The sequence below is a fragment of the Aeromonas sp. genome, from assembly GCF_050252055.1.
Lineage (GTDB): Bacteria > Pseudomonadota > Gammaproteobacteria > Enterobacterales > Aeromonadaceae > Aeromonas > Aeromonas caviae.
The window spans coordinates 45,774-65,259 of record NZ_JBFWLQ010000013.1 but is presented as its reverse complement, the minus strand read 5'-3'; the positions used below and the strand labels follow the sequence as shown (position 1 = coordinate 65,259).

Below are 19,486 nucleotides of genomic sequence, written 5' to 3'. Positions count from 1 at the left end.
TATAGGTTTTAAAATAACCAATATTCGATTCAGGAAGAGGGGTGGCAGCATCAAAAAATTATTTATATCAATAAAATCATGCTGTTATAAATATGGCACAACTATTGGAATAGCTATCTGGTCATCTCAACCACACCGGAGCACACCAGATGAAGATCCTGATCGCTACCCTGATTGCCAGCAGCCTGAGCCTGAATGCCATGGCCGCCGAGAACCCCAGACCCGAACTGGACAGCGCCGCCCTGCAGCAGGAGATGCTGGCCTTGCAGCAGCAGGCTTCCCATGACGTGGTGGCAGAGGCCATTCAAAACCTCAAGCCGCTGGCCCTGGAGACCCTGGTGGTGGAGGCGAGTTCGGCCGATGCGACTCATCCCGAGAGTTGAGGTAGCGCAAGGGGGTCTGCCCCGTGTGCTGCCTGAAGAAGGCGATGAAGGCGCTGTCGCTGGCGAACTCCAGCGCAGCGGCCACCCGGCTGATGGGCTCGGCTTCGGCCAGCAGTTCCATGGCCCGCAGCAGTCGCCACTGCTGGCGCCAGGCCTGGTAGCTCATGCCGGTCTCCCGCATGAAGATGCGGCCTATGGTCTTGTCACTGGCACCCACCCGTTCGGCCAGCCGGTTGAGCCGATCGGGCAGGGTGTCACCCCGCTTTATCTCCTGCAGCCAGCCGATCAGACGCCCGTCTGACGGCAGCGGCAACTGCCAGGATTCCCGCGGCGCTTGCGCCAGCTCTTCTTTCAATAATGCCAGTGTGCAGGTTTGCTCTACCTCCGGCTTGTCCCAGGGCCAGAGCGCCATCCGCTCGATGATCTCCCGCAGCAGCGGGTTGACCGCCAGCACCGCCATCTCGTTTGGCAACGCGGGCTCCGGCTGGAAGTAGAGGGAGCGATACGCCACTACCCCGCGCATCAACACCCGATGGGGCAGGCCTGCTGGCAACCAGGCCGCTCGCGTCGGCGGCAGCAGGCAGACCTGATCGTCCAGCTCTATAGTCATGCAGCCTGCCTGGGCGAACAGCAGCTGGTGGCGCTGGTGCTGATGGCGGCCGGAGTCGTGCCAGCCGAGGGCGGCGGCAATACCGATGGTGCTGCCATCGTGCTGGTCCGGATCAAAGGGGTGATCGGGAAGAATAAAGGCCATGTGTCCGATTCTTGCTGTTTATAGTCCGCCTTATTGTAATCGGACATGTTATCCCTCTCTAGAATGGCGACCTCTTGTGAAGGAGGTGTGTCATGAACAACAGGTTGCCACCGCGCTGGCTGGTGGTCGGATTGATGATGTTTCCCCAGATGGTGGAGACCATCTACAGCCCGGTGCTGACCCATATCGCCACTGAGTTTCGGGTGAGCGAGGGGCAGGCGTCCCAGACCCTGTCGGTCTATTTTCTGGCGTTTGCGGCGGGCGTGGTCTGCTGGGGCAGGTTGTGCGATCTGGTCGGGCGGCGTCCCGCCATGCTGGCGGGGCTGCTGACCTATGGCGCCGGCACTCTGCTGGCGTTGCTGGCCGCTCAATTTGAAACCCTGCTGCTGGCACGGGTCATCGCGGCCTTCGGTGCCGCCGTGGGTTCCGTGGTGACCCAGACCATGCTGCGCGACAGCTATCAGGGCAGCGATCTGGCGCGGGTCTTTTCGGTGATGGGCATCGCGCTCTCCCTGAGTCCTGTGCTGGGGCTGGTGAGCGGTGGCCTGCTGGCTGATGGCTTGGGTTATCTCGGGGTATTCGGCGCCCTGCTGGTATTGGCAGTTGGATTGCTGCTGGTCACTTGCTGGCAACTGCCGGAAACCCGCCCGGCCATCACCCAGAGGGTCGCACTCTGGCCGCTAGCCTGCCGGATGGTGCGTGATACCGGCTTGTGGCGCAGCGCTGCCCTGGTGGCGCTGTTCAACACCATGCTGTTCGGCTACTACAGCCTGGCGCCGTTTCTGTTTGCCAGTCTGGGGCTGAGCGCGGGGGAATTTGGTTACTCCGGCATCGTGCTGGCGCTGGCGACCCTGGTGGGCAGCCTGCTCAACAAGCGCCTGCTGGGCCGTGGCTGGACGCCTGCCTCGTTAATACGGCTCGCCGCCGTGCTGGCGTCGGGTTCGGGTTGGCTGGTGTGGGCCAGTCAGGCATCGCTCTGGTTTCTGCTGCCCATGACGGGAGTGGTGGTCGCGTTCGGGCTGGCTATCCCCAATGTGCTGAGCCAGGCGCTGCTGGCCTATCGGGAGGTGGCGGGCAGTGCCGGGGCCCTGTTCGGGCTCGGTTACTACCTGTTGCTCAGCCTGGGGTTGGCGGTTGCCGCCAGCTTGCAGGATCTCGGGCTGCTGCTCGGGGGATGCGGTCTGCTGGCCCTGTGCTGCGGTTGGCGTCGTTCCACGTGAAACATCAGCTGCCGATAAAACGGTAGCCGATGCCGGCTTCAGTTTCGATCAGGGTGGGTTGCTGGGAATGTTGCCGCCCAGCTTCTTGCTGCAACATCAGCTGCCGATAAAGCGGTAGCCGATACCGGATTCGGTCTCGATCAGCGTGGGTTGCTGGGGGTTATCTCCCAGCTTCTTGCGCAGGCTGGCGATGACGATGCGCAGGTAGTGGGTATCTTCCTTGTGGCTCGGTCCCCAGATGTCGATGAGCAGCTGGGTCTGTTGCACCAGCTTGCCGGGGTGGCACACCAGCGCCTGCAACAGGGCGAACTCCTTGCGGGAGAGGGGGATCTCCTCGCCCTGCAGGGTCACCTTGTGGCTGCTGCTGTCCAGGGTCAGGCCACAGTGGGGGAAGTGTCGACACTCGCCGCTGGTGGCACCGACTCGCTGGCGCAGCAGCACCCGGATACGGGCCATCATCTCCCCGACGCCGAACGGCTTGCTCATGTAGTCGTTGGCCCCCGCATCCAGCAGCCGCACCTTCTCCTGTTCCGAGTCCCGCGCCGAGAGCACCAGAACGGGATTGGCGTGATGCTCGCGGATGGCGTGCAGGATATGGATGCCATCACCGTCCGGCAGGCCCAGATCCAGGATCACCAGATCGGGGTTGAGGTGGCGATACTGCGCCATCCCCTCGGTGACGCCGACCGCCTCACTCACCTGATGTCCTTCGGCGATCAGGCTGATCCGCAAAAAACGGCGGATGGCCGCCTCGTCGTCGATGACCAGTATGTGAGCCATTCAGCCTCCCGTTTGCTGATTGAAAAGGGCGGCGACCATCAGGCCGCCGGTGCGTTGAGGGCCAGCGGCAGGGAGATGCGCATGCAGGTGCCGTTGCCGTTGGGGCCGGCGAATGCCCAGATGCGGCCGCCGTGGACCTCTATCATAGCGCGGGAAATGGCGAGGCCAAGCCCGGTGCCGCGGCTGCCGCAGTCGCCGACCGGCTGGGTGTAGAACAGATTGAAGATCTTGTCCCGATCCGACTCGGCGATGCCGACCCCGATATCGATGATGTCGATGATGAGGTCGGGGTCTGCCAGCATCACCTTGAACTCGATGGGGGTGCCGGCCGGCGAGTAGCGGGAGGCGTTGTCGAGGATGTTGACCAGCACCTGCTCGATCAGGGCGCCGTGCACATAGAGCCGGGGGATCTGCTGATCGAAGTGCACCAGCAGCTTGTGCTGGCGCCAGGAGGAGTCGAGTCTGCGGCGGGCGCTTTCCACCAGGTCCGCCAGGTCGACCCAGTCCCGTTTCAACTGGAAGTCCGGTGAACCGATGCGGGTCATGTCCAGCAGGTTTTGCACATAGCCGTGCAGGCGGCGCGCCTCGTCCTGCACCGAGTGCAGCAGTTCGATGCGGTCCTCCGCACTTATCCGGTCCCCGTATTCCAGCAGGGTGCTGCCAGCCCCCATGATGGTGGCCAGCGGCGTCTTCAGGTCGTGGGAGACCGAGGAGAGCAGGGCCGCGCGCATCCGGTCGGTCTCCGCCTGCAACTGGCTGTCGGCCAGCCGCTCGTTGAGATCGATCCGCGCCAGGGCGGCGCGGATATCGGTGAGCAGGGCCTGTAGCTGGTGCTCGGCGGCGGAGGTGAGCGGGCTGGCCAGCCGGATGCCCAGCACCAGGTCATCGCCGAGGTGATGATACTGGGCCTCGGCGGCGTTGAGGGTGGCGGTATGGGCACCGGCACTCTGTTTCTGGGCCAGGCACCAGTCAATGGCGGCCTTGTCTGTCTGGCCCGGCCCGGTCTGGGTGTCACCGGCCCGGTACTGGTAATCCCCATCGAGCGCGAACACGGGCTGCCCAAGGGCGAGGGCGATGGCCTGGGTTCCCTGTCTCAGCACGTCCACCGGGCTGCTGGCGGTGGCCAGCCCCTGGCTCAGGGAGAGCAGGGCGTTACCGAGCTGCTGGGTCTCGCGCAGACTGACCAGTTGCTGACGCTGGCGGGAGGCGAGGCGCCCGGCCGCGATGCCGACGATGAGCAGCACGAACAGGGTGAGCAGGTCGCTGTGGCTGGCCACGCTCAGGGAGAAGTAGGGGAAGGTGAACAGCAGATTGTGGCCGACGAAGCCCAGCACGGCGGCCAGGATGGCGGGGACCAGGCTGGTGGTGAGCGCGGTGGCCAGCACCCCCAGCACGAACAGCATGGGCAGGGAGGCGGGGGGCAGCCAGTGGGAGAGGGCCCAGACCACGGCCGAGGTCCCCCCCATGATGGCCACCGCGAGCAGGCTCTGGCGAAGCTCACCCGGGCCTGCCGTAGGTAGGGTCAGGCCGGGCTTGCGCTTCTCGGTATCCACCAGCGTGATCTCGAATCCCTGCGCCTGTTTGAGCAGGTGCTGTACCAGGGATCGACGCCAGGGCGGGTTGCGGGATTTGCCGAGCAGCAATTGGGAGACCTGCTGCTGTTCGGCGGTTTCCAGCAGGGCATCGGCCACGGCCGGGCTGGAGAGGGTCAGCACCCTGGCCCCCAGTTGGGAGGCGAGGGCCAGCGCCTGCTCCAGCTCGGGGGAGCGTTGCCCCTTGCTGTCGATGTGCACCACCAGCCAGGGTAGTTGCCTGCGCTGGGCGAAGCGGTGGCCGTAACGCACCAGAGCGGCGCCGTGCTCATCCCCGATGCAGACCATCAGTTTGCCCCGCAGCGGCAGTGTGGTCTTGCCGGCGGCCTGCCACTGCAACTGCAGATCCCCCTCCACGTGGCTGGCGGCGGTCTGCATTGCCAGCTCCCGCAGGGCGGTCAGGTTGTTGAGGGAGAAGAAGGACTGCAGGGCGGCCTTGGCCTGGTGGGGCACATAGACCTTGCCCTCCTTGAGGCGGCCGAGCAGCTCCTTGGGGGGGAGGTCGATCAGTACCAGGCTGTCGGCCTCCAGCAGCACCTGATCCGGCAGGGTCTCCTTGACCCTGACCCCGGTCAGCTGCCACACCAGATCGTTGAGGCTCTCCAGGTGCTGCACGTTGAGGGTGGTGTAGACGTCGATGCCGGCGCCCAGCAGCTCCTCTACATCCTGCCAGCGCTTCTCGTGGCGGCTGCCGGGGGCGTTGCTGTGGGCCAGCTCGTCCACCACGGCGATGGCGGGCTTGCGCGCCAGCAGACCGTCCAGATCCATCTCCTCCAGCCGCTGCTGGCGGTGCAGGTGCAGTGTGCGCGGCAGGATGGCGAGCTTGTCGAGCAGGGCCAGGGTCTCCTGGCGGCCGTGGGTCTCCACCACCCCGATCAGGATGTCGACTCCCTCTCTGGCCTGCTCCCGCACCGCCTGCAGCATGGCGTAGGTCTTGCCGACGCCGGGGGCCGCGCCGAGAAACACCTTCAGCTTGCCCCTGTGCTCCTGCTCCAGGCTCGCCAGCAGGGCGTCCGCCCTCACTTCATCACGCATCCCCGTGCTCCCGTTGCATCGGCCGAACCGCGGCCGTGACCTCATTGCTCATGCTTGTCCCCGTTGTCGAAAGGGAGCCTTCCCGAACGGCAAGGAGCGCCCTCAGGCGCCCTTTTGATGATCGAGTTGCAGGTTCAACTGGAGAATGTTGACCACCTGCGGGCCAAGGATACCAGCTTGTGCCGCCGACTTGACCTGCTCCGTCAGCCGAACGGGATCCAGCCCCCGTTGCCCGGCGACCCTATCCACCTGGGCCAGCGCTGCATCGAGGGGCAGATGGGGATCGAGGCCGGAGGCGGAGCGGGTCAGCAGGGCGGGGACCCTGGCTTCCGGCTGCGCCCTGGCCGCCGCTGCGGCAAACTCGGCCCGCAGGGGCGAGCTCATCCCCAGGTTGCTTCCGCCGCCACCTATGGTGGCGAAATCGCTGGCGGAGGGGCGGGAGTGGAAGTAGTCGGCCCGCTCGAATTTCTGGGCCAGCAGGGCGCTGCCGACCACCTGCTGCTTGGCGTTGGTGAGCAGGCTGCCGTTGGCCTGCCAGGGGAAGAGCAGCTGGGCCAGCCCGGTGACGGCCAGCGGATATGCCACCCCCAGCAGCAGGGTCAGGGTCAGCAGGGTTCTGATTGCGATCATGATGTGTTTGCTCCAAATGTGTTGGGTGGATGCGGGCCTGCCCCGCATCCGGTGATGCCGTTACACCAGCCCCAGGCCGGTGATGACCAGGTCGATCAGCTTGATACCTATGAAAGGCACTATCAGGCCGCCGACGCCGTAGATCAGCAGGTTGCGGCGCAGCAGGCTGGCCGCCGTTCCCTTCAGGCTGACCCCGCGCAGGGCCAGCGGCACCAGCGCGACGATGATCAGGGCGTTGAAGATGATGGCCGACAGGATGGCGCTCTCCGGGCTGCCCAGCTGCATCAGGTTCAGCGCCCCCAGCTGTGGATAGGCGGCGATGAACAGGGCCGGCAGGATGGCGAAGTACTTGGCCACGTCGTTGGCGATGGAGAAGGTGGTCAGGGCGCCACGGGTCACCAGCAGCTGCTTGCCCACCAGCACCACGTCCAGCAGCTTGGTGGGGTTGGAGTCGAGATCCACCAGGTTGCCCGCCTCCTTGGCGGCCTGGGTCCCCTCGTTCATGGCCAGGCCCACGTCGGCCTGGGCCAGCGCCGGTGCGTCGTTGGCGCCGTCCCCGCACATGGCGACCAGGCGGCCATCGGCCTGCTCCTGACGGATGTAGGCCAGCTTCTTCTCCGGCGTCGCCTCGGCGATGAAGTCGTCCACCCCAGCCTCGGCGGCGATGGCGGCGGCGGTCAGCGGGTTGTCACCGGTGATCATCACGGTGCGGATCCCCATGTGGCGCAGGATCTGGAAGCGTGCCTTGATGCCCGGCTTGATGATGTCCTTGAGGAACACTACCCCCAGCAGCTTCTCGTGGGTGCAGACCAGCAGCGGGGTACCGCCCTGGCGGGCAATGTTGTCCACCGATTTGAGAATGAGCTCGGGCACCGCCTTGCGATCGAGTGAGAGGTAGCGCAGCACAGCGTCCACCGCCCCCTTGCGATAGTGATGGCCGTTGCGATCCAGCCCGCTCAGCCGGGTCTCGGCGCTGAAGGGGATGAGGATGTCGCTCTCCAGCTGGCTCGGTCTGGTGTGGCTCTTGCCCGCCAGGGTCAGGATGGATTTGCCCTCCGGCGTATTGTCACCGAGCGAGGCCAGCATGGCGGCCTGAGCCAGCAGGGAGGGATCCACGCCGGGGGCCGGGATCAGCTCGTCCGCCATCCGGTTGCCGAAGGTGATGGTGCCGGTCTTGTCCAGCAGCAGGGTACGCACGTCGCCGGCGGCCTCCACCGCCCGGCCCGACTTGGCGATCACGTTGAGCTTCACCAGCCGGTCCATGCCGGCGATGCCGATGGCGGAGAGCAGACCGCCGATGGTGGTCGGGATCAGGGTGATGAACAGCGCCAGCAGATAGAGCCGGGGTACCTGGGTGCCGTTGTAGTCGAGGAACCAGGGCAGGGTGGCCACCACCAGCAGGAAGATCAGGGTCAGCCCCACCAGCAGGGCATCCAGCGCCATCTCGTTGGGGGTCTTCTGCCGCTTGGCCCCTTCCACCAGGGCAATCATGCGATCCAGCGTGTTTTCGCCCGGGTTGTTGCTGATGTGCACCCAGATCTGGTCGGAGACGACGGTGGTGTTGCCGGTCACGCCGCTGCGGTCGGTGCCCGACTCGCGGATGACGGGGGCGGATTCGCCGGTGATGGCCGCCTCGTTGACCGAGGCGATGCCGGCGACCACTTCGCCGTCGGCGGGGATCATCTCGCCGCTGCGCACCAGCACCAGATCGCCCTTGAGCAGGCTGGTGGCCGGTACCCATTCGCCCTTGTCATCCTGCGGGCTGGTGACCCGGCGTGCCTTGAGCTGGCTCATGCCGGCCTTCAGGCTGTCGGCCCGCGCCTTGCCACGCCCCTCGGCCAGAGTCTCGGCGAAGTTGGCAAACCAGAGGGTGAGCCAGAGCCAGGCGGTCAGCTGCCAGGCCAGCGAAGGAGCGACGCCGGAGAGCGGTTGCCCCAGCAGCGACTCCAGGGTCGCCATCACGGCCGCCAGCCAGAGGGTGAACAGGATGGGGCTGCCGAACAGCGCCCTGGGGTTGAAGCGATAGAGGGCTTCCACCATGGCCTGCAGGATCTGTGATTTCTGTTTCTTGCCCTTCACCGGAATGGTGTCGGTGCTCATTGAAGCGGACTTGCTCATTGGAAAGCTCCCTGCATCGAATAGTTGGTCACGCAGATCAATCGGGTGTGCAGCATCAGAAGGCACCTCCCAGCAGGCTCAGGTGTTCCGCCACCGGGCCCAACGCCAGCACCGGCAGGAAGGAGAGACCCCCCATCAGCAGCACGGTGACGATCAGCAGGGTGATGAAGAGCGGGCCGCTGACGGGGAAGTCCCCCTCGCTTCGCTCCTGGCGCGGGGCGCGGGCCAGCTGGCCGGCGATGGCCAGTACCGGAATGATGTAGCCGAAGCGGCCGAGCAGCATGGCCAGCCCGATGGCGATGCACTGCCAGCTGTCGGCGGCGGCAAAGCCGGCGAAGGCGGAGCCGTTGTTGCCGGCGGCCGAGGCGTAGGCATAGATCAGTCGTGACAGGCCATGGGGGCCATCGTGACCGATGACGGTGGCGGAGTTCGGCATCAGCAGGGTAATGCCGCCGATCACCAATACCCCGACCGGCATCACCAGCATGCTGGCGACCACCCACTTCATCTCGGTGATGCCGAGCCGTTTGCCCAGATAGGTGGGGGTGCGCCCCACCATCAGGCCGCACAGGAACACGGTGAGCAGCACGAACAGCATCATGCCGTAGATGCCGGCACCGACGCCGCCGAACACCACTTCACCCAGCAGCATGTTGATCATGCCGACCATGCCGGCGAGCGGGGCGAAGCTGTCGTGCATGGCGTTGACCGAGCCGTTGGAGGCGGCGGTGGTCGCCACTTCCCAGATGCTGGACAGCACGGGGCCGAAGCGGCTCTCCTTGCCTTCCCAGTTGCCGGCTTCGCTGGTGAGGTGGGCGAGGGCGGGATCCGGCTTCAGCTCCTGGCCGATGGCGAGGCAGAGCCCCAGCACCAGCATGATGGTCATGGCGATGAGGATGGCGCGGCTGTGGGCCAGATCCTTCACGTAACGCCCCAGGGTGCAGACCATGGCGGCGGCCAGCGTCAGCAGGGCGACCATCTCCAGCCAGTTGGAGAGGGCGGTCGGGTTTTCAAACGGATGAGCCGAGTTGATGCCGAAGAAGCCACCGCCGTTGGAGCCGAGCTGCTTGATGGCGATCTGGGAGGCGGCCGGGCCGAGCGGCAGCAGCTGCTCCTGGCCTTCCAGCGCGTGGAACGGCAGGTAGGCCGACAGACTCTGGGGCACCCCCTGCCAGACCAGCAGCAGCGCCAGGATCAGCGCCATCGGCAGCAGCACGTAGAGACAGAAACGCACCAGATCCTGCCAGAAGTTGCCAAGGTGGGTGGTCTGCTGGCGGGCGATGCCGCGAAACAGGGCGATGGCGACGGCGGCGCCGGTGGCGGCGGAGACGAAGTTCTGGGTGGTGAGCCCCACCATCTGGCTGAAGTAGGAGAGGCTGGCTTCGCCGGAGTAGGCCTGCCAGTTGGTGTTGGTCATGAAGCTGACCGCGGTGTTGAAGGCGAGTTGCCAGTTCAGCCCGGGCAGCTGCTGCGGGTTGAGGGGCAGCAGCCCCTGTGCCAGCAGGATCAGGAACAGCAGGCCGAAGCCGGCGCCGTTGAAGGCCAGCAGGCTGAGGGCGTAGGACTTCCAGTCCTGCTCGCGCCCGTCCGTGCCGCAGCAGGCCAGGGTGGCGCGCTCAAGCGGGGCCAGCCAGCGACTCTTGCCTTCAAATACCCGATAGAGGTAGTTGCCAAGCAGAGGCGCCGGCAGCAGCACCAGCAGCACGAACGCGACGGGATAGATGATCTCTTGCCACATATCCGGTTCCTCACTCATGGGTACGCGCGAGGGCGCGCAGCAGATAACCCGCGAGGGCGAGGACCAGCAGCAGATATAGCCAATTCATAACGACTCCGTTGAGGTAATTAGCGTCAGGGATCGATGCATATCCGTGTCGATCCCATAGGTCTCATTGACGCTGAAAGGGTATGTAAAACGGGCGTAAAGGCGCCATAAAGCCCAATTTGGCTGGCATAAAATCGGCGTAAAATCGGCGTAAAGAAGGCGTAAAGAAGGCGGGTTTTGCCGGCTGGTGGACGGGCAAGGCACAAAAAACCCGGCCTGGGCCGGGTTTGGTAGCAAGTTGCTGTGACTTTGATATGCGGTTAGCGCATGGTCACAAACTCTTCCGCGCTGGTGGGATGGATGGCGACACAGTTGTCGAAGTCCGCCTTGGTGGCGCCCATCTTCATGGCGACGCCGAAGCCCTGCAGGATCTCGTCCATGGCGAAGCCGATTCCATGCAGGCCGACTACCTTCTCTTCCGGCCCGACGCAGACCAGTTTCATCCGGGTGGGCTGGCGATGCTGGGTCAGGGCCGAGTACATGGCGGTGAACTGGCTGCGGTAGACCTTCACCTGATCTTCCCCGTACTCGGCAACGGCTTCCGGCTCGGTCAGGCCGATGGTGCCGATGGGCGGGTGGCTGAACACCACGGTCGGCACCAGATCGTAGTTGAGGTGCTCGCCCGGCTTGTTGTTGAACAGCCGCTCCGAGAGGCGGCGGCCTGCCGCGACAGCCACCGGGGTGAGCTGGATGCGGCCGGTGTTGTCACCGACGGCATAGAGGTTGGCGACGGCGGTGTTCTGGAACTTGTCGGTCGGGATAAAGCCCTTCTCGTCCAGGGTGATGCCGGTGGCAGCCAGATTGAGGTTGTCGGTGGCAGGCACGCGACCGATGGCCCAGATGAGGCAGTCCACGGTGAGGTGGCGACCATCTTCCAGTTGCAGGGTCAGGCTGTCGTCGGCGTTCTTGATGACGGCCTTGGGAATGGCGTGGGTGTGCAGCTTGGGCCCTTCCTGCGCCATGATCTCCACCAGGGTCTCGTGGATCATGGGGTCGAAGTTGCGCAGCGGCGCATGTTTGCGCACCACCAGATGGGTCTCGGAGCCAAGTGCCTGCATCACGCCAGCGATCTCCACGGCGATATAGCCGGCACCCACCACGGCAACCCGTTTGGGCTGGCTTTGCAGGTCGAAGAAACCGTCGGAGTCGATACCCAGTTCGGCGCCCGGAATGGTCGGGACCTCGGGGCGTCCGCCGGTGGCAATCAGGATGTGATCGGCGCTGTAGTGCTCGCCGTTCACCTCGACGGTATGGCTGTCGATGAAGCGGGCGAAGCCCTTGATGACGGTGATCTGGTTCTTGCCCAGCACGTTCTGGTAGGACTGGTGAATACGCCCGATATAGGCCTGACGGGATTCGACCAGCTTGGCCCAGCTGAAGTGGTTGAGCGTGGTGTCGAAGCCGTAGTCGGCGCCATATTTCAGGGCATCGGCGATCTGGCCTGCATACCACATGGCCTTCTTCGGTACGCAGCCGACGTTGACGCAGGTGCCACCCAGCTCTTTGGCTTCGATCAGGGCGACTTTCTTGCCGTACATGGCTGCCCGGTTGGCCGAGGCGATACCGCCGCTGCCGCCACCGATGGCGATGTAGTCAAAATGCTGTGCCATTGCGAGGTTCTCCGCTCGTTAAGAATGCAGTCACAGCATGATGGGGACAAAGCGGCCGGCCCACAAGAGCCGGTGCTCAGTTCTGCTGGATGGGCAGGCGAATGTGGAACTGGGCACCCTGGCCCGGTTCGCTGGCGCAGTGGATGCGGCCGCGCAGCAGCTGGACCACCAGATTGTAGATGATGTGAGTGCCGAGTCCGCTGCCACCCTGGCCCCGCTTGGAGGTGACGAAGGGATCGAAGATGCGCGGCAGTATCTCCGGGGGGATGCCGCGGCCGTTGTCACTGTAGTCGATGACCAGCTCGTCTCCCTGCTGCGCCACCTGGATGGTGATCTTTCTGGGCCTGTCCCAGCCATCGAAACCGTGATGGATGGAGTTGAGGATCAGGTTGGAATAGATCTGGGTGAAGCTGCCCGGGAAGGAGTAGATGCTCAGCTTGGGATCGCACTGGATGTCCACCTCGCACTGGGCCTTCTTGAGCTTGTAGCCGAGGGAGACCACCACCTGATGCAGGTTGTCGGCGAGGCTGAAGTTGTAGCGGGCCTCGGAGGACTGATCCACTGCCACCTGCTTGAAGCTGGCGATGAGCTCGGAGGCGCGGCGCAGGTTACCTTGCAGCAGTTGCATCGACTCGTCGAGATTCTGGGTGAATTCGTTGAGGTAGGTGCGGGAGAGCTGCTTGGCCTCGATATGCTGCTTGAAGTCGGCCACCCGCTCCTGCAGGTAGGAGGAGGCGGTGACGCTGATGCCGATGGGGGTGTTGATCTCGTGGGCCACGCCGGCAACCAGGGAACCGAGGGAGGCCATTTTCTCCGACTCCACCAGGGTCTGCTGGGCCTGCTTGAGATCGTCATAGGCCTTGCCCAGCTGGTCGTTGGCATCGCTCAGGCTGCGGGTGCGTTCCGCCACCTTGCCTTCCAGCTGCTCGTTGAACAGGGTGATCTCCCGCTCCACCTTTTTGAGGGGGGTGATGTCATAGCCAAAGCCGATCAGGTACTTGAGGTTGGGCCCCTCGTAGAAGGGAGCGAAGGTCCACTGCAGTACCAGCTCGTTGCCCTGCTGGTCGTGCATGGTGATCTCCCTGTCCTCCAGGGCGCCCTGATCGGCCAGGGTGGCGGCTAGCTCGTCACGCTGCTCCTTGCTGACGAAGAGATCCAGCCAGTTGTGCTGCAACAGCTCCTGGTGGTGATAGCCGGTGAGCAGGATGGCCGCCGGGTTGATGCTGGCGATGTTGAGATCCGGCTCCATGCAGCAGATGACCATGTTGGCGGAGTTGATCAAGGTGGCGGAGAAGTCCCGCTCCTGTTGGAGCTGATCGGCGGCCTGATGGCGGGCGGTGAACTCGTCGTTCAGCCGGGTGCGCATCTGGTTGAGGGTGGCGGCCAGGGTATCGAATTCGTCAGGGGACTTGCGGGGCAGGGGGCGACCTTCCAGGGTCAGCTCCACCGCGAGGCGATCCAGGCTCAGTTTCTGGGCATAGCTGACGATGCGGTTGATATGACGGATCACCAGATAGTAGATGATGACCAGGATGCAGAACGAGACGACCAGGGTCTTGATGGTCTGGCTGACCAGGATCAGCACGGATTTCTCGATGAGGCGCTGGTAGACCTGCTCCAGGGAGGCGGCGACGAACAGCTTGCCGACCACTTCCCCCTGATAGCTCAGGGTGAACTCGCGGGAGATGTCGTATTGGGGCTGCTCCACCCCCTGGGTGAGCAGGGGCACTTCCGAATTGCCCAGCATCTCCTTGACCATGACGAACTGCATGTTGGGCAGGTTCATGATGCCCTCGATCTGCACCTTCACCTGCTCTTCATCCAGGTTCCAGAGACTGGCCGAGATGGGTTGCAGGAAGGAGGCCTCGATCTGGCCGATGCTGGCCTCGATGACGGTCACATCCTTGTTGTAGTCCCAGGCGAGCTGAAGCACGGTGATGAGCAGTGCCAGCACCGTACTGCAGATCAGAATGTAGGAAAGCAGACGATAAGAGAGTCCGTTAAGGCCGACGGCCTTGGAGAAGATTCCTGACATGGCGTCCTTGCGGTCTGGATTGAGTGCGGTTTAGTTTAACTGCTTCATGGACTTATGTCGTGTGTCATCCAATGGATAAAAATAAGGCCCCTTTCGGGGCCTTTTTTGTGTGGGCTGGGATCAGTGACCGCCCTTGGCTTTTGCCGGGATGGATTCGTCGAATTCCGGCAGCGGCTTGTGCTCGGATGCCAGGAAGGTGTAGATGACCGGCAGCACGAACAGGGTGAACAGGGTGCCGATGGCCAGACCCGCCACGATGACGATGCCGATGCTGAAGCGCTGTGCCGCCCCCGCCCCCGAGGCATAGAGCAGCGGGATGAGGCCTGCGATCATCGCCGCCGTGGTCATCAGGATGGGGCGCAGACGGACCTTGGCAGCCTGCATCACGGCTTGCATCCGGTTCAGACCATGGAGCAGCTGCTCCTCCTTCGCCACCTCGCAGATCAGAATACCGTGCTTGGTAATCAGACCGACGAGGGTGATGAGACCGACCTGGGAGTAGATGTTCATGGTGGCCATGCCCCACGCCAGGGCGATCAGCGCGCCACTGATGGCCAGCGGCACTGACACCATGATGACCAGCGGGTCACGCACGGATTCGAACTGGATCGCCAGCACCAGGAAGATGATGGCCAGGGCCAGGGCGAAGGTGGCGTAGAGCGCATTCCCTTCGGTCACGAACTGGCGGGCTTCACCCATGAAGTCGTAACGATAGCCTTGGGGCAGCTTCTCTTCCGCGGTCGCCTTAAACCAGTTGATCGCATCCCCCATGGCCACGCCCGGTGCCGGCACGGCGCCGATGGTGGCGGAGTTCAGCTGGTTGAAGTGGGGTAGGGCACGGGGCTCACCCTTCACTTCAATCTTGATCAGGCTGCCCAGCGGGATCGACTTGCCGTCGGCGGCACGCACGTAGTAGCCCTTGATGGACTCGGGGTTGAGACGGAACTTGCGCTCCACCTGCGGGATCACCTCGTAGGAGCGGCCATCCAGGTCGATACGGTTGACGTAACCGTCCGCCATCATGGTGCCCATGGTGATGCCGATGTCCTGCATGGTGATGCCGTAGGCACCCGCCTTGTCCTTGTCGATGCTGATCTTCATGGTGGCCGAGTCGTAGTTCAGATCGAGATCCGAATAGACGAACTGGCCGTTGGCCTGGGTTGCCGCCAGCATCTCACCCGCGATCAGGAACAGGCTCTCGAAGCTGTTCGGGGTGGTGATAACGAACTGGATGGGCAGACCGCTCGACGCCCCCGGCAGTTCCGGGAACTGGAAGGTGGTGATGGCCATCCCGGGGATGTCCTTCACTAGACCGGCGACCCGATCCAGCACCTCTTTCTGGCTCGCTTCACGCTGGCTCCAGGGCACCATGGAGGCGATACCGAACGCCTGATTGGAGTTGAACACCCCCGAGAAGACCTGGGAGTAAGCGATCTCCGGCTGGTCGTCCAGGACTTTGTTCACGTCCGCCATGGTGTTTTCGATGTAGTCCAGGTTGGCGTTGGAAGGCGCCGTCCCCAGCACCGCCATGACGCCTTTGTCCTCGGACGGGGCCAGCTCGCTCGGAATGAACTTGAACAGCAGCGGCAGGCTGGCGAACACGATGACGGCAAACAGGATGACCACGATGCGCTTTTGCATCACGGCATGGAGCATGGCGTCGTAGCGGGCCGTCATCCGGTCCAGCAGATCGTGCACGGTACGCTCGAACTTGCCGGGCTCCTCGTTGGCCCTGAGCATCTTGGCGCACATCATGGGCGACAGGGTCAGGGCGATGATGCCCGAGACGAACACGGCTCCTGCCAGGGTCAGCGCGAACTCCTTGAACAGGGAGCCGGTGATGCCCCCCATCAGGGCGATGGGCGCATACACCGCCGCCAGGGTGACCGTCATGGCGATGACGGGCACGGCGATCTCCCGGGTACCTATGATGGCGGCCCGGAACGGCTCTTCCCCTTCCTTGATGTGACGGTCGACGTTCTCCAGCACCACGATGGCGTCATCCACCACCAGACCGATGGCCAGCACCATCGCCAGCAGGGTCATGAGGTTTATGGAGAAGCCGAACATGTCCATCATCATCACCACGCCGATGAGGCTCAGGGGAATGGTGATGATGGGGATGATGACCGCCCGGAACGAACCGAGGAACAGGGTGATCACCACCAGTACGATGGCGGCCGCCTCCAGTATGGTCTTGATGACCTCGTGGATGGATTCGTTGATGGCGATGGTGGAGTCATACAGGATGTTCACCTGCATGGTGCTCGGCATGTTGCGCTTCAGGCTCGGCAGCAGCTCCAGCACATCGTGGGCGATGTTGATGGGGTTGGCTGTCGGGGCTGCGTTGATGGCCAGAACCACGGCTTCGCGGCCATTGGCGCTGGCGCGATAGATGTCGTGGCTCTTCTCCAGGGAGACCTTGGCGATGTCGGAGAGACGGATCACCTTGCTGTCGCGGGTGGCGACCACCAGGCGCTTGAGCTCTTCGATGTTGCCGACCTGGGTCTCGGCGTTGCCGTTGAACAGGGTGAAATAGCCGGTGGCCTGGCCGGTCGCGGACTGATAGTTGTTGCTGTTGAGCACCGTCATCACGTCGCTTGAGGTCAGGTCAAAGGCGGCCATCTTGGCCGGATCCAGCCACACCCGCAGGGCGAATTCGACCCCGCCATACAGATCCACCTTGGAGACCCCGCCCACGGTAAACAGCTGGGGCTTGATGACCCGCTCCAGGTAGTCGGTGATCTGGCTGGAGTTGAGCTCCGGGCTGGTGAAGCCCATGTAGAGCACCGCCGTGGTGGAGCCGGTGGAGGAGGTGACCGAAGGGTCTTCCGCCTCTTTGGGCAACTGGGAACGCACCGAGTTGACCTTGGCCAGGATGTCGGACAGCGCGGCGTTCGGATCGGTGTTGAGCTTCATGTACGCCGTCACCGTGGAACTGCCCAGCTGGCTCGAGGAGGTCATGAAGTCGATGTTGTCGGCCTGGGCGACCGCCTGCTCCAGGGGCTGGGTGATGAAGCCCTGGATCAGGTCCGCACTGGCGCCATAGTAGCTGGTGTTGACCGTGATGACGGTGTTGATCACCTCGGGGTATTCACGCACCTGCATCTTGAAGATGGCCTGGAAGCCCAGCAGGGCTATCAGGAAGCTGAGCGAGATCGCCAGCACAGGCCGTTTTATGAATATGTCAGTAAATCGCATCGCAGCTCTCCGCGCTTACAGCATCGGGGTTTGTGCCGGAACGGCAAGGGCATCGTTCTCGACCACGTGCACCTTGGTATCGTTGCTCAGGCGAACCTGACCCGACAGCACGATTTGATCGCCAGCCTTGATGCCGGACAGCACATGGACATCGTTGCCGCGACGCTCACCTGCCTTGACCACCACCTGCTTGGCGCGTTTCACGCCGTCAGCCTCGTGAATGACATAGACGTTCTCGCCATAGAGGGTGAAAGAGATGGCGGACTGCGGGATCACGATCTGGTCCTTCACCGTGGGCAGTATGATGCTGGCGCGGGCGAACATGCCGGAACGGAGCTGGCCGTCGTTGTTCGGGATGTCTGCCTGCACCTGGATCAGGCCGCTCTGATAGTTGACCGCGGGCTCGATGGCCGTGATCTGGCCGTCAAACTGGGTCTGGGGATAGGCATCCACGTTGATCTTGATGGTCTGTCCCAGGGTGATTTTGGAGATGTCGGTCTGGGGCACGGTGAAGCGCAGGCGCATCACGCTGGTGTCTTCCAGGCGCACGATCTCGGTACCGGGCTCCAGATACTGGCCGAGGAAGACGTTGCGCAGGCCCACGGCGCCGCTGAAGGGGGCTCTCACCTCACGACGGGCGATGGTGGCCTTCAGACTGTCGATGTCCGCCTCGAGGGAGCGGTAGCTTGCCTCGGCATCATCCAGCTGGTCCCGGGAGATGGAGTTCTTCTGATAGAGGTTCTTGTAGCGCTCGAACTTGGCCCTGGCTGCCGGCAGTCTGGCCTGGGAAGAGTTCAGATTGGCTTTTTCCACACTGGAGTCCAGGCTCAGCAGCAGTTGATCCGCTTTGACATGTGCCCCCGATTCGAACCGGATGCTGTCGATGGTGCCTGACAGCTCGCTGGAGAGGGTGACCCCCTGGTTCGGCTCGATGAAGCCGATGGCTTCAATGGTGGGGACCCAGTCCTGCGCCTTGGTGACCATGGCGGTGACCGGGAACTCGGGCTCGGGCCGATTGGCCATGAACTCTGCAATCTTCTTCTGCTTGAACATATTGAAGCCGATGACACTGCCAAACAGGGCGAGTGCTATCAGCAACATGATGGCCATCCACTTTTTCATGAACAGGCTCCTGTGATGGAAACATTAGGGTTTAAAATGGCATTCCAGCTGGCCCGGATGACCGTCTCCAGCTGTTCCTGCGTCAATTCGAAATCGTGAACCCGGCGCTGCTGTGCCAGGTTGGCCACGCAATCCAGACTCAATGCTTGCAACACCAGAATGGGGAGATCGATGAAGAGTCCCTGTTGGCGTCCTTGCTCAAAGAAGCGCTCAAGTGGCGCCCACGTCGCCATTATGACCGGATCCCGCTCCAATTCAGCCCCCAATGGAGAACTTTCGTACTGCAATTTGCACTTGAGTGCATTGGGGTAGCTGGTGAAGATGGCATCGATGTTGAGCCAGAGGCGTCGATACTGCTTATAGGACACCTCTTCTATCTGCACACCTTCCATGACCAGGGGATGACACTTGAGGATAGTGTGCTGATAGAGCTGGCGGATCAGGTCATCCTTGTCGCTGAAATAGCGATAGATGGTGCCTGCCGCCACCTTGGCTTTCTTGGCGACCACGGCAATGGAAAGGCCGTAGAAGCCCTGCTCGCCGAGGATCTCGTGAGCTGCTTCGAAAATGCGTTCTTTCTTATCCATGGTTATCAGAGGTCAACGACTGAATGAACGTTCATTCATTCTAGGTGGGCGCAAAGGCAAGTCAAGCATTGCCCATCATCTCTGACCCTATGGGGTGAGGGATTCAAAAAGTAGTGGGGAATTGCTGGATCCAGCCTGAACAAAACAAAAATAGTTGAAAAGGGTCGGAAGTGATTGAAAAACAGGCACTTGATTCTTTGTGTCAAAAAAAGAGTAGACAAGGTCGGCATCATCATCAATAATGCGCCCCGTTCGACAGCGTAGCGCCCGTAGCTCAGCTGGATAGAGCGCTGCCCTCCGGAGGCAGAGGTCACAGGTTCGAATCCTGTCGGGCGCACCATCAAAAGTGCGCCGGTTAAACGGGCGTGTTGAAGAACGAAAACAGCTGTGGTGGCTGTAGCTCAGTTGGTAGAGTCCCGGATTGTGATTCCGGTTGTCGTGGGTTCGAGCCCCATCAGCCACCCCATTTTACAGCTTGTCAGGTACGCGAAGGTGGCGGAATTGGTAGACGCGCTAGCTTCAGGTGTTAGTGCCCCCCGGGTGTGAGGGTTCGAGTCCCTCTCTTCGCACCATACTTGCTGTATGACGAGGATG

13 protein-coding genes and 3 tRNA genes are annotated in these 19,486 nt (G+C 62.9%); 5 read left to right on the top strand and 11 right to left on the bottom strand.

Translation table 11 applies throughout. The features are described from left to right. The first annotated feature begins 149 nt into the window (after nt 1-149). Nucleotides 150-383 carry a hypothetical protein gene (locus tag AB7E19_RS19130; RefSeq protein ID WP_041212072.1) on the top strand — a complete coding sequence of 78 codons (234 nt, stop codon included), beginning with the start codon at nt 150-152 and terminating at the stop codon, nt 381-383. Here the strand turns inward: AB7E19_RS19130 and AB7E19_RS19125 are convergent. Continuing rightward, nucleotides 313-1,137 (bottom strand): helix-turn-helix transcriptional regulator, encoded by an 825-nt coding sequence (locus AB7E19_RS19125; protein WP_322131110.1) that lies wholly within the window; start codon nt 1,135-1,137, stop codon nt 313-315. The two genes, AB7E19_RS19130 and AB7E19_RS19125, sit on opposite strands and share 71 nt — an antisense overlap. 92 nt (nt 1,138-1,229) lie before the next feature. Here AB7E19_RS19125 and AB7E19_RS19120 point away from each other — a divergent pair, with 92 nt between their 5' ends. Continuing rightward, on the top strand, nt 1,230-2,357 hold the full coding sequence (locus AB7E19_RS19120) for an MFS transporter (protein WP_322131109.1): 1,128 nt from the start codon (nt 1,230-1,232) through the stop codon (nt 2,355-2,357). Between the two features lie 96 nt (nt 2,358-2,453). Here the strand turns inward: AB7E19_RS19120 and AB7E19_RS19115 are convergent, their stop codons facing one another. The 10 genes from AB7E19_RS19115 to AB7E19_RS19070 all read right to left on the bottom strand — a co-directional run bounded on the left by AB7E19_RS19115 (nt 2,454) and on the right by AB7E19_RS19070 (nt 18,892). Then, nucleotides 2,454-3,137: a response regulator gene (locus AB7E19_RS19115; RefSeq protein ID WP_322131108.1), complete on the bottom strand. Its 684-nt coding sequence runs from the start codon at nt 3,135-3,137 to the stop codon at nt 2,454-2,456. Nucleotides 3,138-3,175: 38 nt separating this feature from the next. After that, nucleotides 3,176-5,764, bottom strand: a complete 2,589-nt coding sequence (locus tag AB7E19_RS19110; RefSeq protein ID WP_042016150.1) for a sensor histidine kinase — start codon at nt 5,762-5,764, stop codon at nt 3,176-3,178. 102 nt (nt 5,765-5,866) lie between these two features. Further along, nucleotides 5,867-6,394, bottom strand: a complete 528-nt coding sequence (locus AB7E19_RS19105; RefSeq protein ID WP_049636913.1) for a potassium-transporting ATPase subunit C — start codon at nt 6,392-6,394, stop codon at nt 5,867-5,869. Between the two features lie 60 nt (nt 6,395-6,454). Further along, nucleotides 6,455-8,512 carry a potassium-transporting ATPase subunit KdpB gene (gene kdpB, locus AB7E19_RS19100; RefSeq protein WP_427936255.1) on the bottom strand — a complete coding sequence of 686 codons (2,058 nt, stop codon included), beginning with the start codon at nt 8,510-8,512 and terminating at the stop codon, nt 6,455-6,457. Between the two features lie 55 nt (nt 8,513-8,567). Beyond that, the gene (kdpA, locus tag AB7E19_RS19095; protein ID WP_427936253.1) at nt 8,568-10,250 is read right to left on the bottom strand and encodes a potassium-transporting ATPase subunit KdpA; all 1,683 of its coding nucleotides are present in this window, start codon (nt 10,248-10,250) and stop codon (nt 8,568-8,570) included. A 347-nt stretch (nt 10,251-10,597) separates the two neighbouring features. Next, complete coding sequence (gene gorA / locus AB7E19_RS19090; RefSeq protein ID WP_236275753.1) at nt 10,598-11,947, bottom strand: glutathione-disulfide reductase; 1,350 nt, start codon at nt 11,945-11,947, stop codon at nt 10,598-10,600. 76 nt (nt 11,948-12,023) lie between these two features. Further along, nucleotides 12,024-13,982: an ATP-binding protein gene (locus AB7E19_RS19085; protein ID WP_010672308.1), complete on the bottom strand. Its 1,959-nt coding sequence runs from the start codon at nt 13,980-13,982 to the stop codon at nt 12,024-12,026. Between the two features lie 120 nt (nt 13,983-14,102). Next, a complete protein-coding gene (locus AB7E19_RS19080; protein WP_045522654.1) occupies nt 14,103-17,183 on the bottom strand; it encodes a multidrug efflux RND transporter permease subunit in 3,081 nt (1,026 codons plus the stop codon). Between the two features lie 15 nt (nt 17,184-17,198). Then, entirely contained in the window at nt 17,199-18,305 is a 1,107-nt protein-coding gene (locus AB7E19_RS19075; RefSeq protein WP_041212081.1) for an efflux RND transporter periplasmic adaptor subunit, read from the bottom strand. Then, nucleotides 18,302-18,892 (bottom strand): TetR/AcrR family transcriptional regulator, encoded by a 591-nt coding sequence (locus AB7E19_RS19070; RefSeq protein WP_010672311.1) that lies wholly within the window; start codon nt 18,890-18,892, stop codon nt 18,302-18,304. The genes AB7E19_RS19075 and AB7E19_RS19070 overlap by 4 nt, the downstream gene beginning before the upstream one ends. A 263-nt stretch (nt 18,893-19,155) precedes the next feature. On the opposite strand from AB7E19_RS19070, the gene AB7E19_RS19065 reads away from it, so the two are divergent. The 3 genes from AB7E19_RS19065 (at nt 19,156) to AB7E19_RS19055 (ending at nt 19,464) form a co-directional block, all read left to right on the top strand. Continuing rightward, a tRNA-Arg gene (locus AB7E19_RS19065) sits at nt 19,156-19,232 on the top strand. Between the two features lie 50 nt (nt 19,233-19,282). Further along, nucleotides 19,283-19,358: transfer RNA gene (locus AB7E19_RS19060), tRNA-His, on the top strand. A 20-nt stretch (nt 19,359-19,378) separates the two neighbouring features. Further along, a tRNA-Leu gene (locus AB7E19_RS19055) sits at nt 19,379-19,464 on the top strand. Nucleotides 19,465-19,486: the final 22 nt, after the last annotated feature.